Below are 15,990 nucleotides of genomic sequence, written 5' to 3'. Positions count from 1 at the left end.
TTACAATACAAATGAGTTATGAAACTTAATCAGTTGATAATTTTTCAAAGTATACAGCACGAACATTAGGTTTTATAAATTCTGCTTTAAACTCTTTATATCCATTATTTCTGAAAAAATCTAAATTATGTGAAATAATATCTGAAGAAAAAAATTCATAACGTTTACTAGGTAATAATTTTTCAGCAGCATCTAATAATTTTGATCCTATCCCATTTCCAGTTAAATTAGGATCAACTATTAATCTTTCTATAAAAACAGTATCTTCTTTTTTAAATGCTCTAACAGAACCTACAATATGACCTAAATCATCAATAGCTTTTAAAATAACTCCATTAAAGAATGCTTCTTCAATTTCTTCTTCAGTTTCTTTTAATGGATCAAGTTCGTAGTCATCTAAAATTTCAGCCTCTTTTTGATATGCCAAATATTGCAATTCAAGTATTGATCTCAAATCTGAAATTGTAGCTTCTAATATTAACATGAAAAACTATTAATTTTTCATATAAATAAAGTTTATCCTTTTTTTGTTTCAAATAAATAAAACATTGAAGAAGTAACAAATGTATTTAATCTGAAATTAACTTTGAATCGAAAATATTAAATGGAAATAATAAACATTCCGAAATTAGGAGTATTATAAACAAAAGTATTTAATTATTAAATAAAATAACTAATATAATATTAAAATACAATAGTTTTTAAATTAGATAATGAAAAATCAAGAATACACCAAATAAATGAATAATTATAATAGTAAAAGGTTTAAAGGAACTAATCAAGGATAATTTAAAAAAAAATAGTGAAAATATAAAATTAAATTAAAAAATATAAAAAATTATTATTTAAAAATTGAAAATAAGGTTTTAATTAATATAAATTATTGAATGAATAATTAAAAAGAAGTTTTTTGTTAGAATTTTTTTACAATAAAATTGGGAAAAGTAATTATTAAAAATTAATATCTATAATTTTTTATGAAAATTATTTTAAAGAGTATCCACAATTAGAACAAAATAGATCTTCATTATTTATTATTGTGCCACAATTAGGACACTTTAATAATTCATTAAGTTCATGGCCACAATTTGTACAAAAATGGGCATCAATATCTACAGAATGGCCGCAATTTTGGCAATAAACTTGATTATCAATTTTATTTAATGTGTTTTTTGAATTAGATTCCTCCATTATTTTAGGTGCATAATTTTGTTGATTAATTGAAGTATTTTTTGAATTAATAAACTCTTTTGAATTTGAGGAATCTGCTAATATAGGAGTGTTATAAAAGTCTTTTTGGTTGTCAATTTCAAAAATAATTTCTTTCATTGCATCAATTCTTTTTTGATCTGAGGGATGTGTTGAGAAAAAATCATGTGCATTAGAATTTTGTTTACTCATATCTTGCCAAAATGAGGGAATGTTTTTAATGTTATAACCTGCTAAATAAATAATCATCATGCCTAATTTATCTGCTTCTAACTCTTGTGATCTTCCAAAAGGTTTCATTAATAAATATTCAGAACCTATATCTGCCACATTAACTGCAGCTCTTGTAATATCACCTAATCCTCCTAATCCTGCAAAATCAAGAGCTAAACTTCCAACTCTTGTTACAGTAGTTAATGTGTTTTTAGCTTTATAATTACTTGCTTGGGTTCTAGAGTGGTCCAATAAAGCATGAGCCATTTCATGACCTAAAATAAAAGCTATTTTTTCTTCATTATTTGCAATTGAAAGTATTCCTGAGTACACAACTATTTTACCTCCAGGCATACAAAAAGCATTAACTGTATTATTTGAAACTAAATGAAATTCCCAATCGTAATAATTTTCAATATAATCTATCCTTCCAATTTTTAATAAATAATCATTAACAGCATAAATTAATTTACTGGAGACATTAAATATTAATTGAGCTTGTGGAGAATCATCTAATAATTGACTTTGATTAATAATATTATAATATTGTGTATAAACTTGGTTCAAAAATTTATCATCATTTACAATATCAAAATGATTTTTCCCTGTGAAAGGATTAATATTACTTCTTTGATTCTTTTTTATCTTAATAACCCCCTTTTATTATTAAAATAATGTTTTAAAAAAATTAAGTAAAAAAAGTTATTTTTTTTTATAAAAAAATAATAAAAAATTAATTTTATATAATTTTAATTTTTATCTCGAGAAAGAATATGGACTGTTGCAGTACCTCCAGTACCACCTACATTATGAGTCATACCAATTTCAGCACCATCAACTTGACGTTTACCGGCATCTCCTCTTAATTGCCAGGAAATTTCACAAGCTTGAGCAATACCTGTTGCCCCAAGAGGATGTCCTCTTGCTTTAAGCCCTCCTGAAGGATTTATTGGGAAGTCTCCATCAATTCTAGTTTGGCCATCCTCAATAACTTTTCCACCATTTCCTTTTTCTGTAAATCCTAAATCTTCTACTGCTAATAATCCATTAATTGAAAAACAATCATGAACTTCTGTAACATCAATATCTTTAACAGTGACTCCAGCCATATCATAAGCTTTTTTAGCTGCTACTTTAGTAGCATCTAATGTTGTCATGTCTCTTCTATCATGTAATGCAATACTATCAGAAGATTGTGCGGATGCTTTAACATATATTGGAGTATCTGTATATTTATGTGCATCTTCTGCAGGACATAAAACTACAGCTGCTGCTCCATCTGAAACTGGAGAACAATCTAATAATGTTAAAGGATCAGCTACTTTAGAAGAGTTTAAAACTTTTTCTGTAGAAATTTCAAACGGAAATTGAGCATATGGATTATATTGTGCATTGTGGTGATTAATAACACTCACTTCTGCTAATTGTTCTCTAGTAGTTCCATATTCATACATATGTCTTCTAGCAATCATCGCATATAATGATGGAAATGTAGCTCCTTGTTGAGCTTCCCATTCTTGATCTGATGCAGTTGCAATTGCAGGGGTTGCATCTACAACATCAGTCATTTTTTCAACACCTGCACTAATAACTATATCTTCATAACCTGATGCTACTGTAATGATTCCTTGTCTTAAAGCTAAACTTCCTGATGCACATGCAGCTTCAACACGAGTACATGGTACTGGATTCAAACCCATATGGTCAGAAATAAGTGAAGCTATATGTTCTTGATCAACAAATAAACCTGATGACATATTTCCAACATACATTGCGCCAATATCATCACCAGAAATACCTGAATCTTTAATAGCTCCAAGTCCTGCTTCAGCTATTAATTCTCTAAATGAAGTATCCCATAATTCTCCGAATTTTGTTTGGGCTACTCCTATAATTGCAACATCTCTCATAAAATATCACCTTAAATCTTTTTTCTCCCTTTAATATTATGCCATTCGAATTTTTCCTTTATATTTAGCATAAACCGCATAATCAACATAATGTTTATCATCAATATAATCTTGAGTTTTTGGAGCTAATTCTTGGATTTCTTTTAATCTATCATTTACTGTTAATGTGAATCCATCACTACCTGCACCAGATCCATAAGATATTATAAATATTTTATCTCCTGGTTCTGCTTTATCCAATACATTTGATAATGCTAATGGAACGGCTCCAGAGTAAGTGTTTCCAATATTTGGAGTTAATAAACCATATTTATATTGTTCAGGTGTAAATCCTAATTTTCTAGCAGCTCTAATATAAAATTTTCCATTAGGTTGGTGGAAAATTGCATAATCATAATCTTCAGGTTTTGAATCTGTTTTTTCAAATAAACCTTTTGCAGCTCCAAATACGTGTTTATAATATGCAGGGTCTCCAGTAAATCTTCCACCATGGGATGGATAAGGTTGACCTTCTCTTCTATAAAAGTCCGGAGTATCTGTAGTGAAACTATATGTAGTTTCTATATCAGCTATTGTATTTTTTTTACCTATGATGTAAGCAGCTCCACCTGCAGATGCTGTATATTCTAATGCATCACCAGGTGCTCCTTGAGATGTATCAGCACCTATTGCTAATCCATAATCAATCATACCAGAATCAACTTCACCCATTACAGCTTGCATACCTGCTGTTCCGGCTTTACATGCAAATTCTAAATCTGCAGCAGTTAATTCAGGAGTTGCTCCTATAGCTTCAGCCACTATAGTTGCAGTTGGTTTAACTGCATAAGGATGAGATTCAGACCCAACATATACTGCGCCTAAATTTTGTGGATCAATTTCAGCTCTTTGTAATGCATTTCTTGCTGCAGTTACTGCAATTGTTGCAGTATCTTCATCTGATGCAGGAACTGATTTTTCATTAACAACTAACCCATTTGATATAGATTCTGGATCGTCTCCCCATACTTTTGCAATTTCTTCTACTTTGATTCTATATGAAGGTACATAAGCTCCATATCCAACAATTCCAGCCATAAAATCACAACCATTTATATTTTTTTATTTAAAAATCTTTTTATCAACACAATTTTAAAATTTTTTTTAAAATAGTAATTCTTTAATTTTAAAATTTTTATTAATTAATTTATATTAATAATAGTTTAAAATTTTTATATATAAATAATTTTTGTTTTTTACAAAATAAGAATTTAAAGTTTATTAAATCTAAAAAATAATGTATTTTAAGGTTTAAAAAATTAGATAAAAAATATATCAATTAATATTTTAATAAAATATTAATTTTAAAAATAGTAAATGCAGCCGCCGGGATTCGAACCCGGGTTGTAGGCTTGGAAGGCCCAAGTAATAACCAGACTATACCACGGCTGCAATGCGGCGTCCGGGATTTGAACCCGGGTCTCTAACGTGGCAGGCTAGAGTCTTAACCAGGCTGGACTAACACCGCTAAATTACATACAACAATAAAGTGTTGGTTTTCATCATATATAAATCTTATGGAAAAATTTTCAATTCTTTTATATATGTATAAAAATAAGTTAAAATATTGAAATTTATTTCATAAAAAGTAGGAAGAAAAAATTTATGTTAAATGATAATTTATATGATTCCATATTTTATAGAAAATCTATTCGGAATTATGATATGAATTCTGATTTAAATATTGAAGAAATAAAAGAAATTTTAGAAAATGCAGAAAGATTAAATAAAACACCTGTTGAATTCAAAATTATAACAAGTGATTACTTAAATACTATTTATATGAAACCTGCTCCTTATTATATTGCAGCATTCTCTGAAAATTCAAATTCCGGTTTGAATAATATAGGTTTCATACTTGAACAATTAGATCTTTACTTTTCAAAAAATAATATAGGAGCTTGTTGGGAAGGTATTCCACGTGCAAAGAATAAATTAAAAAATTTAAGTGAACTTAAATATGGAATTGTTCTTGCATTCGGAAAAACAGAAGAAAAAATACATAGAAAAGATAAAAAAGAGTTTATAAGAAAACCTTTAAATGAAATAAGTAATTTTAACCATATTGAAGATAATGATTTAACAATGAGAATAATCGAAAGCTTACAATATGCCCCTTCAGCAAGTAATACTCAACCATGGTATGTTTATTTTAATAATAATTCTATAGATTATTATTGTAAAAAACCTTCATTTATTGATAAAAGAATAGGTATGAATAACTTTAATCAAATCGATGCAGGCATAGGATTATTATGTTTATGTTTAGGGATAAAAAATGAAAATAAAGAATATACAATTAATTTTGATGATTTAAAGAATAAATTAGATGATTACTCCCAAATATGTACAATAAACATTGAATAAAAAAATTAAAATTTAAAATTAAGTAATGAATTTTTTTAATGCTCGGGTAATATTGTCAAAATAATTGGAACAATAATTATTATCAATGCAAGAATTAGTTGTATTATTATATAATTAATGTTTCCTGAGGTAAATAAATTATATAAACCAGTAATCCACACTATAAATAAAATTATAGGTATAACATACTTTATAATATTTTTCCAAAATTTACCAATATTTAATTTAGAATTATTATTTAAAACATTTAATAAATCATCAATTTTATAATACCAACCAAATATTATACATTGACAAATTATTCCAAATAAAATTCCAAATTGATTTAAAAAACTATCACAAATTTCTAGTAAATAACTACCAGATCCAGTAGCAAATATTAAAGATATTCCAAAACCAATTAAACAGAGTAATGCAGAAGAATTTTTTCTACTTATATTAAATTTTCGATTTATTGCTAAAGAGAGTGGTTCTAAAAAGGATATAGTAGTTGTAATTCCTGCAAAAAATATACATAAAAAGAACAGAGGCCCTATTATATATGCATAATTACCCATTATATTTAATACAGTAGGGAATACGACAAATATTAAACCAACTCCCTGTGTAATAATCTGATTAAATGGTATTCCCTGTGAAAAAGACATAAAACCTATAATAGAAAATATTCCAAATGCAGTAAAAACTTCAAAACTACAATTAGATGCCACTACAATAAAACCATTTTTAATTAAATCTGAACCTTCAGGTAAATAACTAGTATAAGATGTAATTACTGCCATTCCTAAACTTAAAGAGAATAAAATTTGACCAAAAGCAGCAAGCCATACGGATGGTGACAGTAACATATTCCATTGAGGTTTAAGCAAGTTAGAATAACCAATATTAGAACCTGGAAGAGTTAATGAATATATCACAATTATAGCCATCATGATGACAAGTAAAGGTATTAACAACTTAGTAACTCTACCAATTCCAGAATTTAAATCAGTACGAGAAATTATCCAAATTAAAAACCAAATAAAAACTAAAGTAATAACAACAGGCCATACAATATAATTCAATCCAAGAAAACCATTTTGACTATGTAACAATGAACTTGTTAAAAAAGCAGAAGGATTAGAACCCCAACCTTTAAAAAAGCTTAGAATTATATAAATTAAATCCCAACCAATAATACACACATAATAACACAAAATCAAAAAAGATATTAAAGCAACAAACCAACCAATCACTTCAAATTTAGGTTTAATTTTTTTTAATATTTCAGATAAAGATGTTTTAAATTTGAATCCTACACTATACTCTAAGAATAAGAAAGGTAATCCTAAAATAAAAATAGCACATAAGTAAGGAATTAAAAATGTCCCCCCACCGTTACTATAAGCTACATAGGGATATCTCCAAATATTCCCTAAACCAATAGCAGCACCAATCATTGCCATTAAGAAAGAAAAATTATTATCCCACACAGGCACTTTTTTATCATTTGACATGTCCAAATTTTCCCAAATAAATTATAAAATTAATAAATATATTTTCTACTTTTTTTAATAAATAATTTATCATATGAAAAATAATAAATATATAATTAAAATAATAAAATAAAAGATTTTTTTACCATGATTCAAAAAGAAGCCAAAATAAAAACTGGAGTAACTACCGGAAGTTTAGCTACAGCTACAGCACTAGCTAGTTTACAAAAGGTTCTAAATCAAAAACTTAATATTAAAAATGTAGATATTATAACTCCAATTAAAACATTAAACATTATAATTAAATCTTGTAAGTTACTTTCCAAGAATAAAGCTGAAAGTTCAAGTGTGAAATATCCATATAATGATCCAGATGTCACTGTAGGATTGGATATTGTGAGTACTGTAGAATTATATGATAAAACAGATCAATTTGAGGAAAATATTCAAATTTATGGAGGCAAAGGAGTTGGAATAATTACTAAACCTGGTTTGCAAATCCCAGTAGGAGAAGCTGCAATAAATCCCATACCTCAAAAAATGATTAAGGAAAATTTAGAAAAAATTTTACCATCAAATAAAGTTGCAAAAGTTATAATAAGCATACCTAAAGGAGAAGAAATTTCTAGTAAAACTATGAATCCACGTCTTGGAATCGTTAATGGCATAAGTATTCTTGGAACTACAGGTATTGCAAGATCCATGGATAATACTGCTTATAAAAATTCTATTGTAACTCAAATTGATGTAGCTATTGCAGAAAAAGTGGAAAATTTAGTATTTGTTCCAGGTAATATTGGTGAAAAACTAGCATTAAAAGATTTAAATATTAGAAAAGAGGAGATTATTCAAACAGGAAATTTTATTGGATTTATGTTTGAAGAAGCTAAAAAAAGAGGAATTAATAGTTTTACATTATTTGGACATATTGGTAAGCTTGTTAAACTAGCCGGTGGTATATTTAACACTAAACATGCCGTAGCTGATGGTAGATGTGAAATATTTGCTGCACATACTGCATTAGTTGGATGTGAAAAAGAAGTTATTGTTAAAATTTTTGAGGCAAAAACTACTGAGGAAATTATAAATATTCTAAAAAAAGAAAAATTAGATACAAGAGTTTTAAATAGTATTGTATATGCTATTAAAAGAAAATGTTTAAATAGATTTGATTTAGAATTAAATGTTATCATTGTAGATATGGAAGGAAATATTTTAAACACAAATTATGATAATAAATTAATTAAATAAGTATAAAATTTTTTATGAGATGATTAATAAATGAAAATAGCAATGGTTGGTCAATTTCCTCCCCATATTGGGGGAGTAGGAGTCCATATTCATACATTATCTAAAGAATTAGTTAAACAAGGCCATGAAGTCTATGTAATAACTTATCCCCATAAAGATATTAAAGATATTGATGGAATACATGTAATTGGGACAAAAGGAATAAATATTCCAGGCCTTAGAGGATTATTATTTGGTATTAATGCTCAAAAAAGTTTAAATAAATTAGTTCATGAAAAAGATATTGATATTATTCATGGCCATTATCTTTTCCCTGCAGGTTATGCTGCAACTAAAGTAGGTAAAAAAAATAATATTACAACTTATGTTACTGCTCATGGGTCAGATATGTTTGAATTATATGCAAAACATTTTTATATTCGCCCTATAATTAAAAGAGTTTTAAAAAATGCTAATCATATTTTAGCAGTTAGCCAAGCACTTAAAAAAGAAATTCTTAAAACAAATATTAAAGGATTAGAAAATAAATTAAGTATTAATTGGAATTCTGTAGATATTGAACGTTTCAAACCTAATACTAAGTATAATTTTAAAGATGAATTAAAAAATAATTATAATGTAAATACTGATAAACCTATAATTTTATTTGTAGGGAATATAATTAAAAGGAAAAATGTTAAAACACTTATTGAAGCTAAAAATAAATTAAATAATGATTCAACATTAGTCATTGTAGGTAGTGGGCCTTTATTAAATAGTTTAAAAGATTATGTGAAAAAAGAAGGTATAACTGATGTGATTTTTTTAGGTGCTCGTGGAGATATAGAAAAAATTATTCCTAGTTGTGATATGTTAGTTTTACCTTCTTATAGTGAAAGTTTTGGTTTAGTTCTTATTGAGGCTTTAGCATGCGGTAAACCTATAATTGGTAGTAATGTAGGTGGAATTCGTGAAATCATTACGGATGACGTAGGTTTGCTTATTAATCCTAATAATAGTGATGATTTAAGTGAAAAAATTGATTTACTTTTAAATGATAAAAATTTATATAATAAATTTGCTTCTAATGCAAGAAACAGATCTTTTGATTTTTCAAAAGTTGAAATTCCATACAAAGAATTAAATTAAATATTTATACTTTATTTATAAATTTTAAAGAAATATAATAATAATTTTTATTTTGTTATAATAGGTAATTAAAATGAAAGAAAAAGAATTTACTCATCTTACTAAAGATGGGATTCATATGGTTGAAGTTGGAGATAAACCATTACAAAGAAGAATGGCTATAGCTACTGGTAAAATTCATCTTCAAAAAAGTACAATTAAAATGATTGAAAATGCTGAAATTAAAAAGGGTAATGTATTAACAACTGCTCAAGTTGCAGGTATAAATGCTATTAAAAATACTTCTAATTTAATACCTTTATGTCATCCGTTAAGTATCAGTGGCATTGAAATAAATTTTAATATTGAAGATAGTGAGATTAGTACTACTGTTAGTGTTAAAACTACAGGGCAAACTGGTGTTGAAATGGAGGCTATAACTGGTGTTAGTGTGGTTTTACTCACAATTTGGGATATGGTTAAAGCTGTAGAAAAAGATGAAAATGGTCAGTACCCTAATACTAAAATTAGTGATATCTGTGTATTAAAAAAGGAAAAAATTTAATAAAAAATATATTTTAATACTTTTCACATGCTAAGGAAAAAAGAAAATATATAATCCTATAATATACTAAATTTAGAAAAAACATTTATTAAAATTTTATTTTTGGAGAGAAATTAATGGAAAATATTCCAGAAAACATTAAAGAAATACTTGAAGATTGTTATCCTTATATTAAAGAATTTAATCCTGCACAAAAAGCAGTTATTGAATCTGGATATTTGGATGATAAAGAAAATACGATTATAGCTATTCCCACAGCTAGTGGTAAAACTGTTTTAGGAGTTATGGCTGCATTAAAAACCATATTAAATGGAGGCAAAGCAGTTTATGCTGCTCCATTAATTTCTATACAAAATGAAAAAATTAAAGAATTTAAAAAATTTGAAAAACATGGTATTACAATTGGTAGAAGTCCTAGAAGTTCAGATTTATCTGTAATGGTTTTTGAATCATTTGATGCTTTAACTCGTTTTTCTTGGAACACACTTCGAGAAGTGGATACAATTATTATTGATGAATTCCATATGATAGGGGAATTTTCAAGAGGTCCGACTTTAGAATGTGCAATCACTAGAGCTAAAAAAATTAATCCAAATCTTCGTATTATTGCATTATCTGCAACTTTAGAGAATATGGATGAAATTGAAGGATGGTTAAATGCAAAAGTAATTGAACATGATTATCGTCCTGTACCATTAAATAAAGAGGTATTAAATACTGAAATGTTTAATACTAAAAATAAGAATGATGTCATAGTTAAAATAATAGAAAAATCATTAGAAGAAAATTCACAAGCATTAAGTTTTGTTTCAACTAGAAGATTTACTGAAAGTTTAGCTACTTATGTGTCTGGGAAAATGAAGAAAAAAATTTCTAAAACTCAGAAAGCAAAATTCAAGAAAGTAGCTGATGAATTATTAGATGTTCCTAAAAAGAAAGGATCTAAACCTACAAGTACTTGTGTTCGTTTAGCTGAAGCTGCAGAAAATGGGGCTGTATTTCATCATGCAGGTTTATTTAATGAGCAAAAAGAGATTATTGAAGATGAATTTAGAGCTGGAAATATTTTAATGATTGCAGCAACACCTAGTTTAATGTATGGTGTGAATTTACCAAGTAAATATGTTGCAATAAGAGATTATACTCGTTGGACATCTAGAGGGCCGCAAAATATTCCTGTATTTGATTACTTGCAAATGTCAGGTAGAGCAGGTAGACCTCAATATGATACTGTTGGATACTCATATTTAATTGCTAAATCAATGGATGAAGCTATGGATTTAGAGGAAAGATATGTTCATGGATTAGTAGAACATACTAACTCTAAATTAATCGAAAATAAAGATGCTGTGCTTAAACAAATAATTTCCCAAGTTGCATCAAATTTATCTAAAACACCCGACGAGTTACAGGAATTTTTTGAAATGACTTTTTATGGATTTCAAATGAAAAATAATCCTAGTATGAGTCTTTTTGCTTCAGATAGTTTACAATTTGAGATACAATCTTCTTTAGAGTTCCTATTACAAAATGGTATTTTAATGGCTACTCCTAATGGTTTAAAAGCCACTGATTTTGGTAATTTAATTGCTAAGTCTAATTATGCTGTTGAAACTGCTGTTAAAATTAAGGAATATGCTTCTCATATTGAAGAATTTAATTCTTATGAACTTATTTATGCATTATCAGAAACTCCAGATTTACCATTGATTTCTTTTAAAGGTAGAAAAAGTAAAGATCCTGTACGTGAAAAATTATCTAGTTTAGGATTATTTGCTGTTGATATTGGTAATCCTGAAGCAACTTGTGTAAGTTTAGTTGAATGGATTAATGAAAAAAATGAATTTCAAATTGAAAATGCTTATCATGTTTATAGTGCAAGTACTCGACGTTCTGCGTATGAAGCTAGTATGCTTGTTCGTTTTACAAAAAACACTTTAGAAGTTTTAGGAAAATATAATTTTAGCAAAGATTTAGATATTTTATCTGCAAGATTGTATTATGGTATCAAAGAGGATCTTATTCCTTTAGTTTTAGGTGTTAAAAGATTAGGTAGAAAACGTGCTAGAAGCTTAGTTGATATATTCGGTGAAGATTTAAGATTTGTTAGTGAAAAAGAATTACAAAAAGTTGAGGGTATTGGCCCTACTTTAGCTAAAAAAATTCATGAATTTAGTGAATTATAAAGAAATAAAATAGTTTTTAGAAAATTTTTTTCTAAAAACTTTATTTAATTTAATCTATTTTTTGATTTTGTTGATAGTTGTATGGTATGTAATGGTCCATAGGATAATCTTGTGGGTAATTATAAACTGTGTTACAATAAGTTTTAGTTGTGTTTATATCTGCCCCATTCTGATTGGAACAGTTAATGTCTAAAAATTGTCCTGAATTTAAACAATGATCATTACATTGACAAGATCCCATTATTGCACCGTTATCTGGTGATTTTGCAATTGATACATCTTGTGCAGATGCTGGAGAAATTATGAGTAATCCTATTGCTGCAATAAATACCAACAAAATTAATATTTTACTTTTCATTTTATTTTAACTCCTAAAGATTTTTTTGGATAAAATCTTTATATTATAATATATTTTTTAAAATATATATAATTTGTTATTATGCGAACAGATCTATTTTTTAAAAAAAAAAGGATAAAACTTAAAAAATGTTTTATCCTATAAATTCATCTCCATTTAAGTAAATAGCAATACCATCAACGATTAATGCTACTCCTAAAATAATAGCTACATAAAGTGGACTTGCCATGGAGAATACACCTAAAATTATTGTAATAATCCCTAAAATTAACATTACAATTGCAGAACCCTTAGTAATAGGATGGACTCTAGCAAATAAACTTAAAATACCAGCGATTATTAACATTATTCCAATAATATAGAAGTATAATCCAATTAGATCACCAAATAAATTTAAATTACCTATTAAAATAATTCCAAAAATAAATCCGATAATCCCTAAAATTATATATGTCGCAGATATTCCTTTAGAAAAACCCCATAAGTCAGCTCCTCCAATAATGAAGTATAAACCTAAAATAAGTAAACTAAAACCTGCTAAAAATGACATTAACATAGTACTTACATATGGGAAAACCATTACAAGAATACCTAATATAACTGCAATAATTCCTACAATTTGTCTATTTTGCATAATATTTTCACCTCACAAATTTAAAATATTTATAAACATTTTATATTATGTAAGGTTTAAAAGATAAATATTATTATTTAAGTCTAAAAAAATTTTAAAAAAAGTAGTAAAAAAATTATTAAAATTTGAATAAAAAATTAACCTGCTCCACAAGCATCAACATCCATAGCATTAGCTACAGCGTCTTCTTTAACATTATTCTTCAAATCTTTAACTTTTTCTACTCTATTTTTATCATCATGAGCATATTTTTTAATATCATCTTTATTAATTACTTCTATAGTGTCTAAAGAGTACCATAAAGAATTTTCATTAAATTTTGCCCAAGTGGAATTATTTTCTGTTTTTATATCAGAAACTTGACCTACTGTCCCTGTTCCACCATAACGTGCATAAGAACCAATAGAAACAGTTTCTCCACGTATGTCACATGCTTCCATTTTTTCAAACACTCCTATTTAATAAAAGATTTAATCTTAATCTAAGTTTACTTTTTCAGTTTCTTGTTCTGATTCTTTTTGAGATTCAGTTTCAGATTCTGGATCTACTTCGACAGTTGGGTTTTCTTTAGTTACTGTAGTATCTAATAAAACATAATCTCCAACGCTCTTAATTTCAGCATAATCAAATAATAATTCATCATTAGATAATATATTCTTTTTTAATGTAACTGCAATTTGATTAATTTTTCCAGTTTCTGAATCAAAATCTAAATCACTGATTTTTCCTATTTCTTTAGCATTAACATCTAAAGCAAGCATTCCTAAAAGTTTTTTTACTCTCATTTTTTTAACCTCATATTTTATTAATATATAAAACAATTATTTAATATTATAGATATAAAAATTATAGTATGAAAAAATATATAAATCTAACTGATTTATTAATTAATTTTTATAAATTTTTGGAGAATAAATTATATGGAAGAAGCTTGTCGAATAATTATTGAGGACATAAAAAATGGGAAAATTAAAACTCGACGTGATTTAGAAGTTGAAAAAAGACAACTTTGCAGAGATTTAAAACTAAACAAATTCATGAGTAATGCAGATATCCTTGAAACAGCAACAATAGAAGAAAAAGGAAGTATTAGTGGTTTATTAAGAAAAAAACCTTCTAGAACTCTTTCAGGAGTTGCTGTTGTAGCTGTAATGTGTCATCCTCATGAATGTCCGCATGGAAGATGTTTTTACTGTCCAAAAAGTGATATTGCCCCACCAAGTTACACAGGTGAAGAACCAGCTGCGCTTAGAGGTAGAATGTATGAGTATCATCCATATATCCAAACATTTAATCGAATCAAACAATTATATAGTATAGGACATCCAGTAGACAAAATTGAACTAATTATAATGGGTGGAACATTTCCATCTACAGATTTATCTTATCAAACTTGGTTTGTCTCTCAATGTTTAAAAGCAATGGTAGATTTTGGTATTGTGCTTAAAAATATTGAAAAGGGTATGAAATTAAAAGATATTACAAAAGATATTATTAAAGAAGATCCTTTATATTCTAATAATATTTTAAAGACTTTTGCTCCTACTGATTATGTTATTTTAGAAGATGTTCAAAAAGCTAATGAAATTTCAAAGGTTCGTTGTGTTGGGATGACTTTTGAAACTAGACCGGATTGGTGTAAAAAAGAACATGTAGATCGAATGTTAAATATGGGTGCTACTAGAGTTGAAATTGGAGTTCAAACAATACATGATGAAATTTATAAAAAAATGAAACGAGGACATAGTGTAAAAGATTCAATTGAAGCTAATCGTGTTTTAAGAGATTCTGGTTTAAAAGTTGCCATGCATTTAATGCCTGGTTTGTTCCAAAGACAAAAAGAAGATCTTGAAATGTTTAAAACGGTTTTTACAAATGATTCTTACAAACCTGATATGTTAAAAATTTATCCTTGCCTTGTAACTAAAGGTAGTGAATTGTATGATCTTTGGAAAGATGGTGGTTATGAACCTTATACTGATGAAGAAGCTGTTGAATTAATTGTTGAAATTAAGAAGATTCTTCCAAAATGGGTTCGTACTATGCGTATTCAAAGAGATATTCCTTCTACGCTTATTGAAGCAGGTGTTAAAAAATCTAATTTAGGAGAGTTAGTTTATAATAGATTAGATGAGGAAGGTATTAATTGTAAATGTATTCGTTGCAGAGAAATTGGTCATAAAGATAAAAATTATGATTTTGAAGATTTTAGATTGTTTGAAGAAAGTTATACTGCTGTTGAGGGTGAAGAAACATTTTTATCATTTGAAGATAATAATGAAGAAAGTTTAGCTGGTTTCTTACGTTTACGTATGCCTTCTAATAAGGTTCATCGTAGTGAGATTGGTGAAGATAGTGCACTTTTAAGAGAACTTCATGTTTATGGGAACATGTTAAAAATTGGAGAGAAAGCTAATAAAATTGGACAACATAATGGTTTTGGTGAGCGTTTAATTAAGCGTGCAGAAGAGTTATGTATTGATAAAGGAAAAAATGAACTTATTGTTACAAGTGGTATAGGTGCTAGAAACTATTATCGGAAATTTGGTTATGAACCTAAAGGTCCTTACATGGCAAAAAAATTAATTTAATATTTATGATTTAAAGAAAATATTTATATAATATACAAATAAATATGTTAGTGTAGTTACTAACAATAAGTAATATAAAAAACAT

15 protein-coding genes and 2 tRNA genes are annotated in these 15,990 nt (G+C 27.2%); 6 read left to right on the top strand and 11 right to left on the bottom strand.

Features of this window, described 5'->3' with window-relative positions; genetic code table 11:
* Nucleotides 1–25 precede the first annotated feature (25 nt).
* From BP997_RS06855 to BP997_RS06830, 6 genes are all read right to left on the bottom strand, one after another.
* A complete protein-coding gene (locus BP997_RS06855) occupies nt 26–484 on the bottom strand; it encodes a GNAT family N-acetyltransferase (RefSeq protein WP_413825550.1) in 459 nt (152 codons plus the stop codon).
* 500 nt (nt 485–984) lie between these two features.
* A complete protein-coding gene (locus BP997_RS06850; protein WP_413825552.1) occupies nt 985–1,989 on the bottom strand; it encodes a M48 family metallopeptidase in 1,005 nt (334 codons plus the stop codon).
* 182 nt (nt 1,990–2,171) lie between these two features.
* The gene (locus BP997_RS06845) at nt 2,172–3,332 is read right to left on the bottom strand and encodes a thiolase domain-containing protein (RefSeq protein ID WP_413825555.1); all 1,161 of its coding nucleotides are present in this window, start codon (nt 3,330–3,332) and stop codon (nt 2,172–2,174) included.
* 36 nt (nt 3,333–3,368) lie between these two features.
* Nucleotides 3,369–4,409, bottom strand: coding sequence for a hydroxymethylglutaryl-CoA synthase (locus tag BP997_RS06840; RefSeq protein ID WP_413825557.1), 1,041 nt, complete (start codon nt 4,407–4,409; stop codon nt 3,369–3,371).
* A 280-nt stretch (nt 4,410–4,689) separates the two neighbouring features.
* Nucleotides 4,690–4,763: transfer RNA gene (locus tag BP997_RS06835), tRNA-Gly, on the bottom strand.
* Nucleotides 4,764–4,765: 2 nt separating this feature from the next.
* Nucleotides 4,766–4,839: transfer RNA gene (locus tag BP997_RS06830), tRNA-Gly, on the bottom strand.
* 137 nt (nt 4,840–4,976) lie between these two features.
* Here BP997_RS06830 and BP997_RS06825 point away from each other — a divergent pair.
* Nucleotides 4,977–5,738: a nitroreductase family protein gene (locus BP997_RS06825; RefSeq protein WP_413825560.1), complete on the top strand. Its 762-nt coding sequence runs from the start codon at nt 4,977–4,979 to the stop codon at nt 5,736–5,738.
* 35 nt (nt 5,739–5,773) lie between these two features.
* Here BP997_RS06825 and BP997_RS06820 read toward each other — a convergent pair whose 3' ends face one another.
* Nucleotides 5,774–7,234: a sodium-dependent transporter gene (locus BP997_RS06820; RefSeq protein WP_413829044.1), complete on the bottom strand. Its 1,461-nt coding sequence runs from the start codon at nt 7,232–7,234 to the stop codon at nt 5,774–5,776.
* 126 nt (nt 7,235–7,360) lie between these two features.
* Here BP997_RS06820 and cbiD point away from each other — a divergent pair, with 126 nt between their 5' ends.
* From cbiD to BP997_RS06800, 4 genes are all read left to right on the top strand, one after another.
* On the top strand, nt 7,361–8,464 hold the full coding sequence (cbiD, locus tag BP997_RS06815) for a cobalt-precorrin-5B (C(1))-methyltransferase CbiD (RefSeq protein ID WP_413825565.1): 1,104 nt from the start codon (nt 7,361–7,363) through the stop codon (nt 8,462–8,464).
* A gap of 30 nt (nt 8,465–8,494) precedes the next feature.
* Entirely contained in the window at nt 8,495–9,592 is a 1,098-nt protein-coding gene (locus BP997_RS06810; RefSeq protein WP_413825568.1) for a glycosyltransferase family 4 protein, read from the top strand.
* Between the two features lie 73 nt (nt 9,593–9,665).
* Nucleotides 9,666–10,136, top strand: a complete 471-nt coding sequence (moaC, locus tag BP997_RS06805) for a cyclic pyranopterin monophosphate synthase MoaC (RefSeq protein ID WP_413825570.1) — start codon at nt 9,666–9,668, stop codon at nt 10,134–10,136.
* A 116-nt stretch (nt 10,137–10,252) separates the two neighbouring features.
* The gene (locus BP997_RS06800; RefSeq protein WP_413825572.1) at nt 10,253–12,322 is read left to right on the top strand and encodes a DEAD/DEAH box helicase; all 2,070 of its coding nucleotides are present in this window, start codon (nt 10,253–10,255) and stop codon (nt 12,320–12,322) included.
* A 49-nt stretch (nt 12,323–12,371) separates the two neighbouring features.
* On the opposite strand, the gene BP997_RS06795 is transcribed toward BP997_RS06800, so the two are convergent.
* From BP997_RS06795 to BP997_RS06780, 4 genes are all read right to left on the bottom strand, one after another.
* Nucleotides 12,372–12,680 carry a hypothetical protein gene (locus tag BP997_RS06795; RefSeq protein WP_413825575.1) on the bottom strand — a complete coding sequence of 103 codons (309 nt, stop codon included), beginning with the start codon at nt 12,678–12,680 and terminating at the stop codon, nt 12,372–12,374.
* Between the two features lie 133 nt (nt 12,681–12,813).
* Nucleotides 12,814–13,314 (bottom strand): DUF308 domain-containing protein, encoded by a 501-nt coding sequence (locus tag BP997_RS06790; protein WP_413825048.1) that lies wholly within the window; start codon nt 13,312–13,314, stop codon nt 12,814–12,816.
* A 137-nt stretch (nt 13,315–13,451) separates the two neighbouring features.
* Nucleotides 13,452–13,754: a DUF2098 domain-containing protein gene (locus BP997_RS06785; RefSeq protein ID WP_413825051.1), complete on the bottom strand. Its 303-nt coding sequence runs from the start codon at nt 13,752–13,754 to the stop codon at nt 13,452–13,454.
* A gap of 36 nt (nt 13,755–13,790) precedes the next feature.
* Nucleotides 13,791–14,099 carry a PRC-barrel domain-containing protein gene (locus BP997_RS06780; RefSeq protein WP_413825054.1) on the bottom strand — a complete coding sequence of 103 codons (309 nt, stop codon included), beginning with the start codon at nt 14,097–14,099 and terminating at the stop codon, nt 13,791–13,793.
* 135 nt (nt 14,100–14,234) lie between these two features.
* On the opposite strand from BP997_RS06780, the gene BP997_RS06775 reads away from it, so the two are divergent.
* Nucleotides 14,235–15,905 (top strand): tRNA uridine(34) 5-carboxymethylaminomethyl modification radical SAM/GNAT enzyme Elp3, encoded by a 1,671-nt coding sequence (locus BP997_RS06775; protein WP_413825056.1) that lies wholly within the window; start codon nt 14,235–14,237, stop codon nt 15,903–15,905.
* Nucleotides 15,906–15,990: the final 85 nt, after the last annotated feature.

Origin of the sequence: Methanobrevibacter sp. UBA412, assembly GCA_002495685.1 — an archaeon.
GTDB classification, from domain to species: Archaea; Methanobacteriota; Methanobacteria; order Methanobacteriales; family Methanobacteriaceae; genus Methanobrevibacter_A; species Methanobrevibacter_A acididurans.
Note: the sequence above shows the minus strand (reverse complement) of the source record. Positions and strands in the feature narration are given on the sequence as shown.

Excerpts from the sequence above, each read along its gene's own strand:
- BP997_RS06855 (WP_413825550.1), bottom strand. The coding sequence starts at position 484 with ATGTTAATATTAGAAGCTACAATTTCAGATTTGAGATCAATACTTGAA.
- BP997_RS06845 (WP_413825555.1), bottom strand. The coding sequence starts at position 3,332 with ATGAGAGATGTTGCAATTATAGGAGTAGCCCAAACAAAATTCGGAGAA.
- BP997_RS06840 (WP_413825557.1), bottom strand. The coding sequence starts at position 4,409 with ATGGCTGGAATTGTTGGATATGGAGCTTATGTACCTTCATATAGAATC.
- BP997_RS06825 (WP_413825560.1), top strand. The coding sequence starts at position 4,977 with ATGTTAAATGATAATTTATATGATTCCATATTTTATAGAAAATCTATT.
- BP997_RS06820 (WP_413829044.1), bottom strand. The coding sequence starts at position 7,234 with ATGTCAAATGATAAAAAAGTGCCTGTGTGGGATAATAATTTTTCTTTC.
- cbiD (WP_413825565.1), top strand. The coding sequence starts at position 7,361 with ATGATTCAAAAAGAAGCCAAAATAAAAACTGGAGTAACTACCGGAAGT.
- BP997_RS06810 (WP_413825568.1), top strand. The coding sequence starts at position 8,495 with ATGAAAATAGCAATGGTTGGTCAATTTCCTCCCCATATTGGGGGAGTA.
- moaC (WP_413825570.1), top strand. The coding sequence starts at position 9,666 with ATGAAAGAAAAAGAATTTACTCATCTTACTAAAGATGGGATTCATATG.
- BP997_RS06800 (WP_413825572.1), top strand. The coding sequence starts at position 10,253 with ATGGAAAATATTCCAGAAAACATTAAAGAAATACTTGAAGATTGTTAT.
- BP997_RS06795 (WP_413825575.1), bottom strand. The coding sequence starts at position 12,680 with ATGAAAAGTAAAATATTAATTTTGTTGGTATTTATTGCAGCAATAGGA.
- BP997_RS06790 (WP_413825048.1), bottom strand. The coding sequence starts at position 13,314 with ATGCAAAATAGACAAATTGTAGGAATTATTGCAGTTATATTAGGTATT.
- BP997_RS06785 (WP_413825051.1), bottom strand. The coding sequence starts at position 13,754 with ATGGAAGCATGTGACATACGTGGAGAAACTGTTTCTATTGGTTCTTAT.
- BP997_RS06780 (WP_413825054.1), bottom strand. The coding sequence starts at position 14,099 with ATGAGAGTAAAAAAACTTTTAGGAATGCTTGCTTTAGATGTTAATGCT.
- BP997_RS06775 (WP_413825056.1), top strand. The coding sequence starts at position 14,235 with ATGGAAGAAGCTTGTCGAATAATTATTGAGGACATAAAAAATGGGAAA.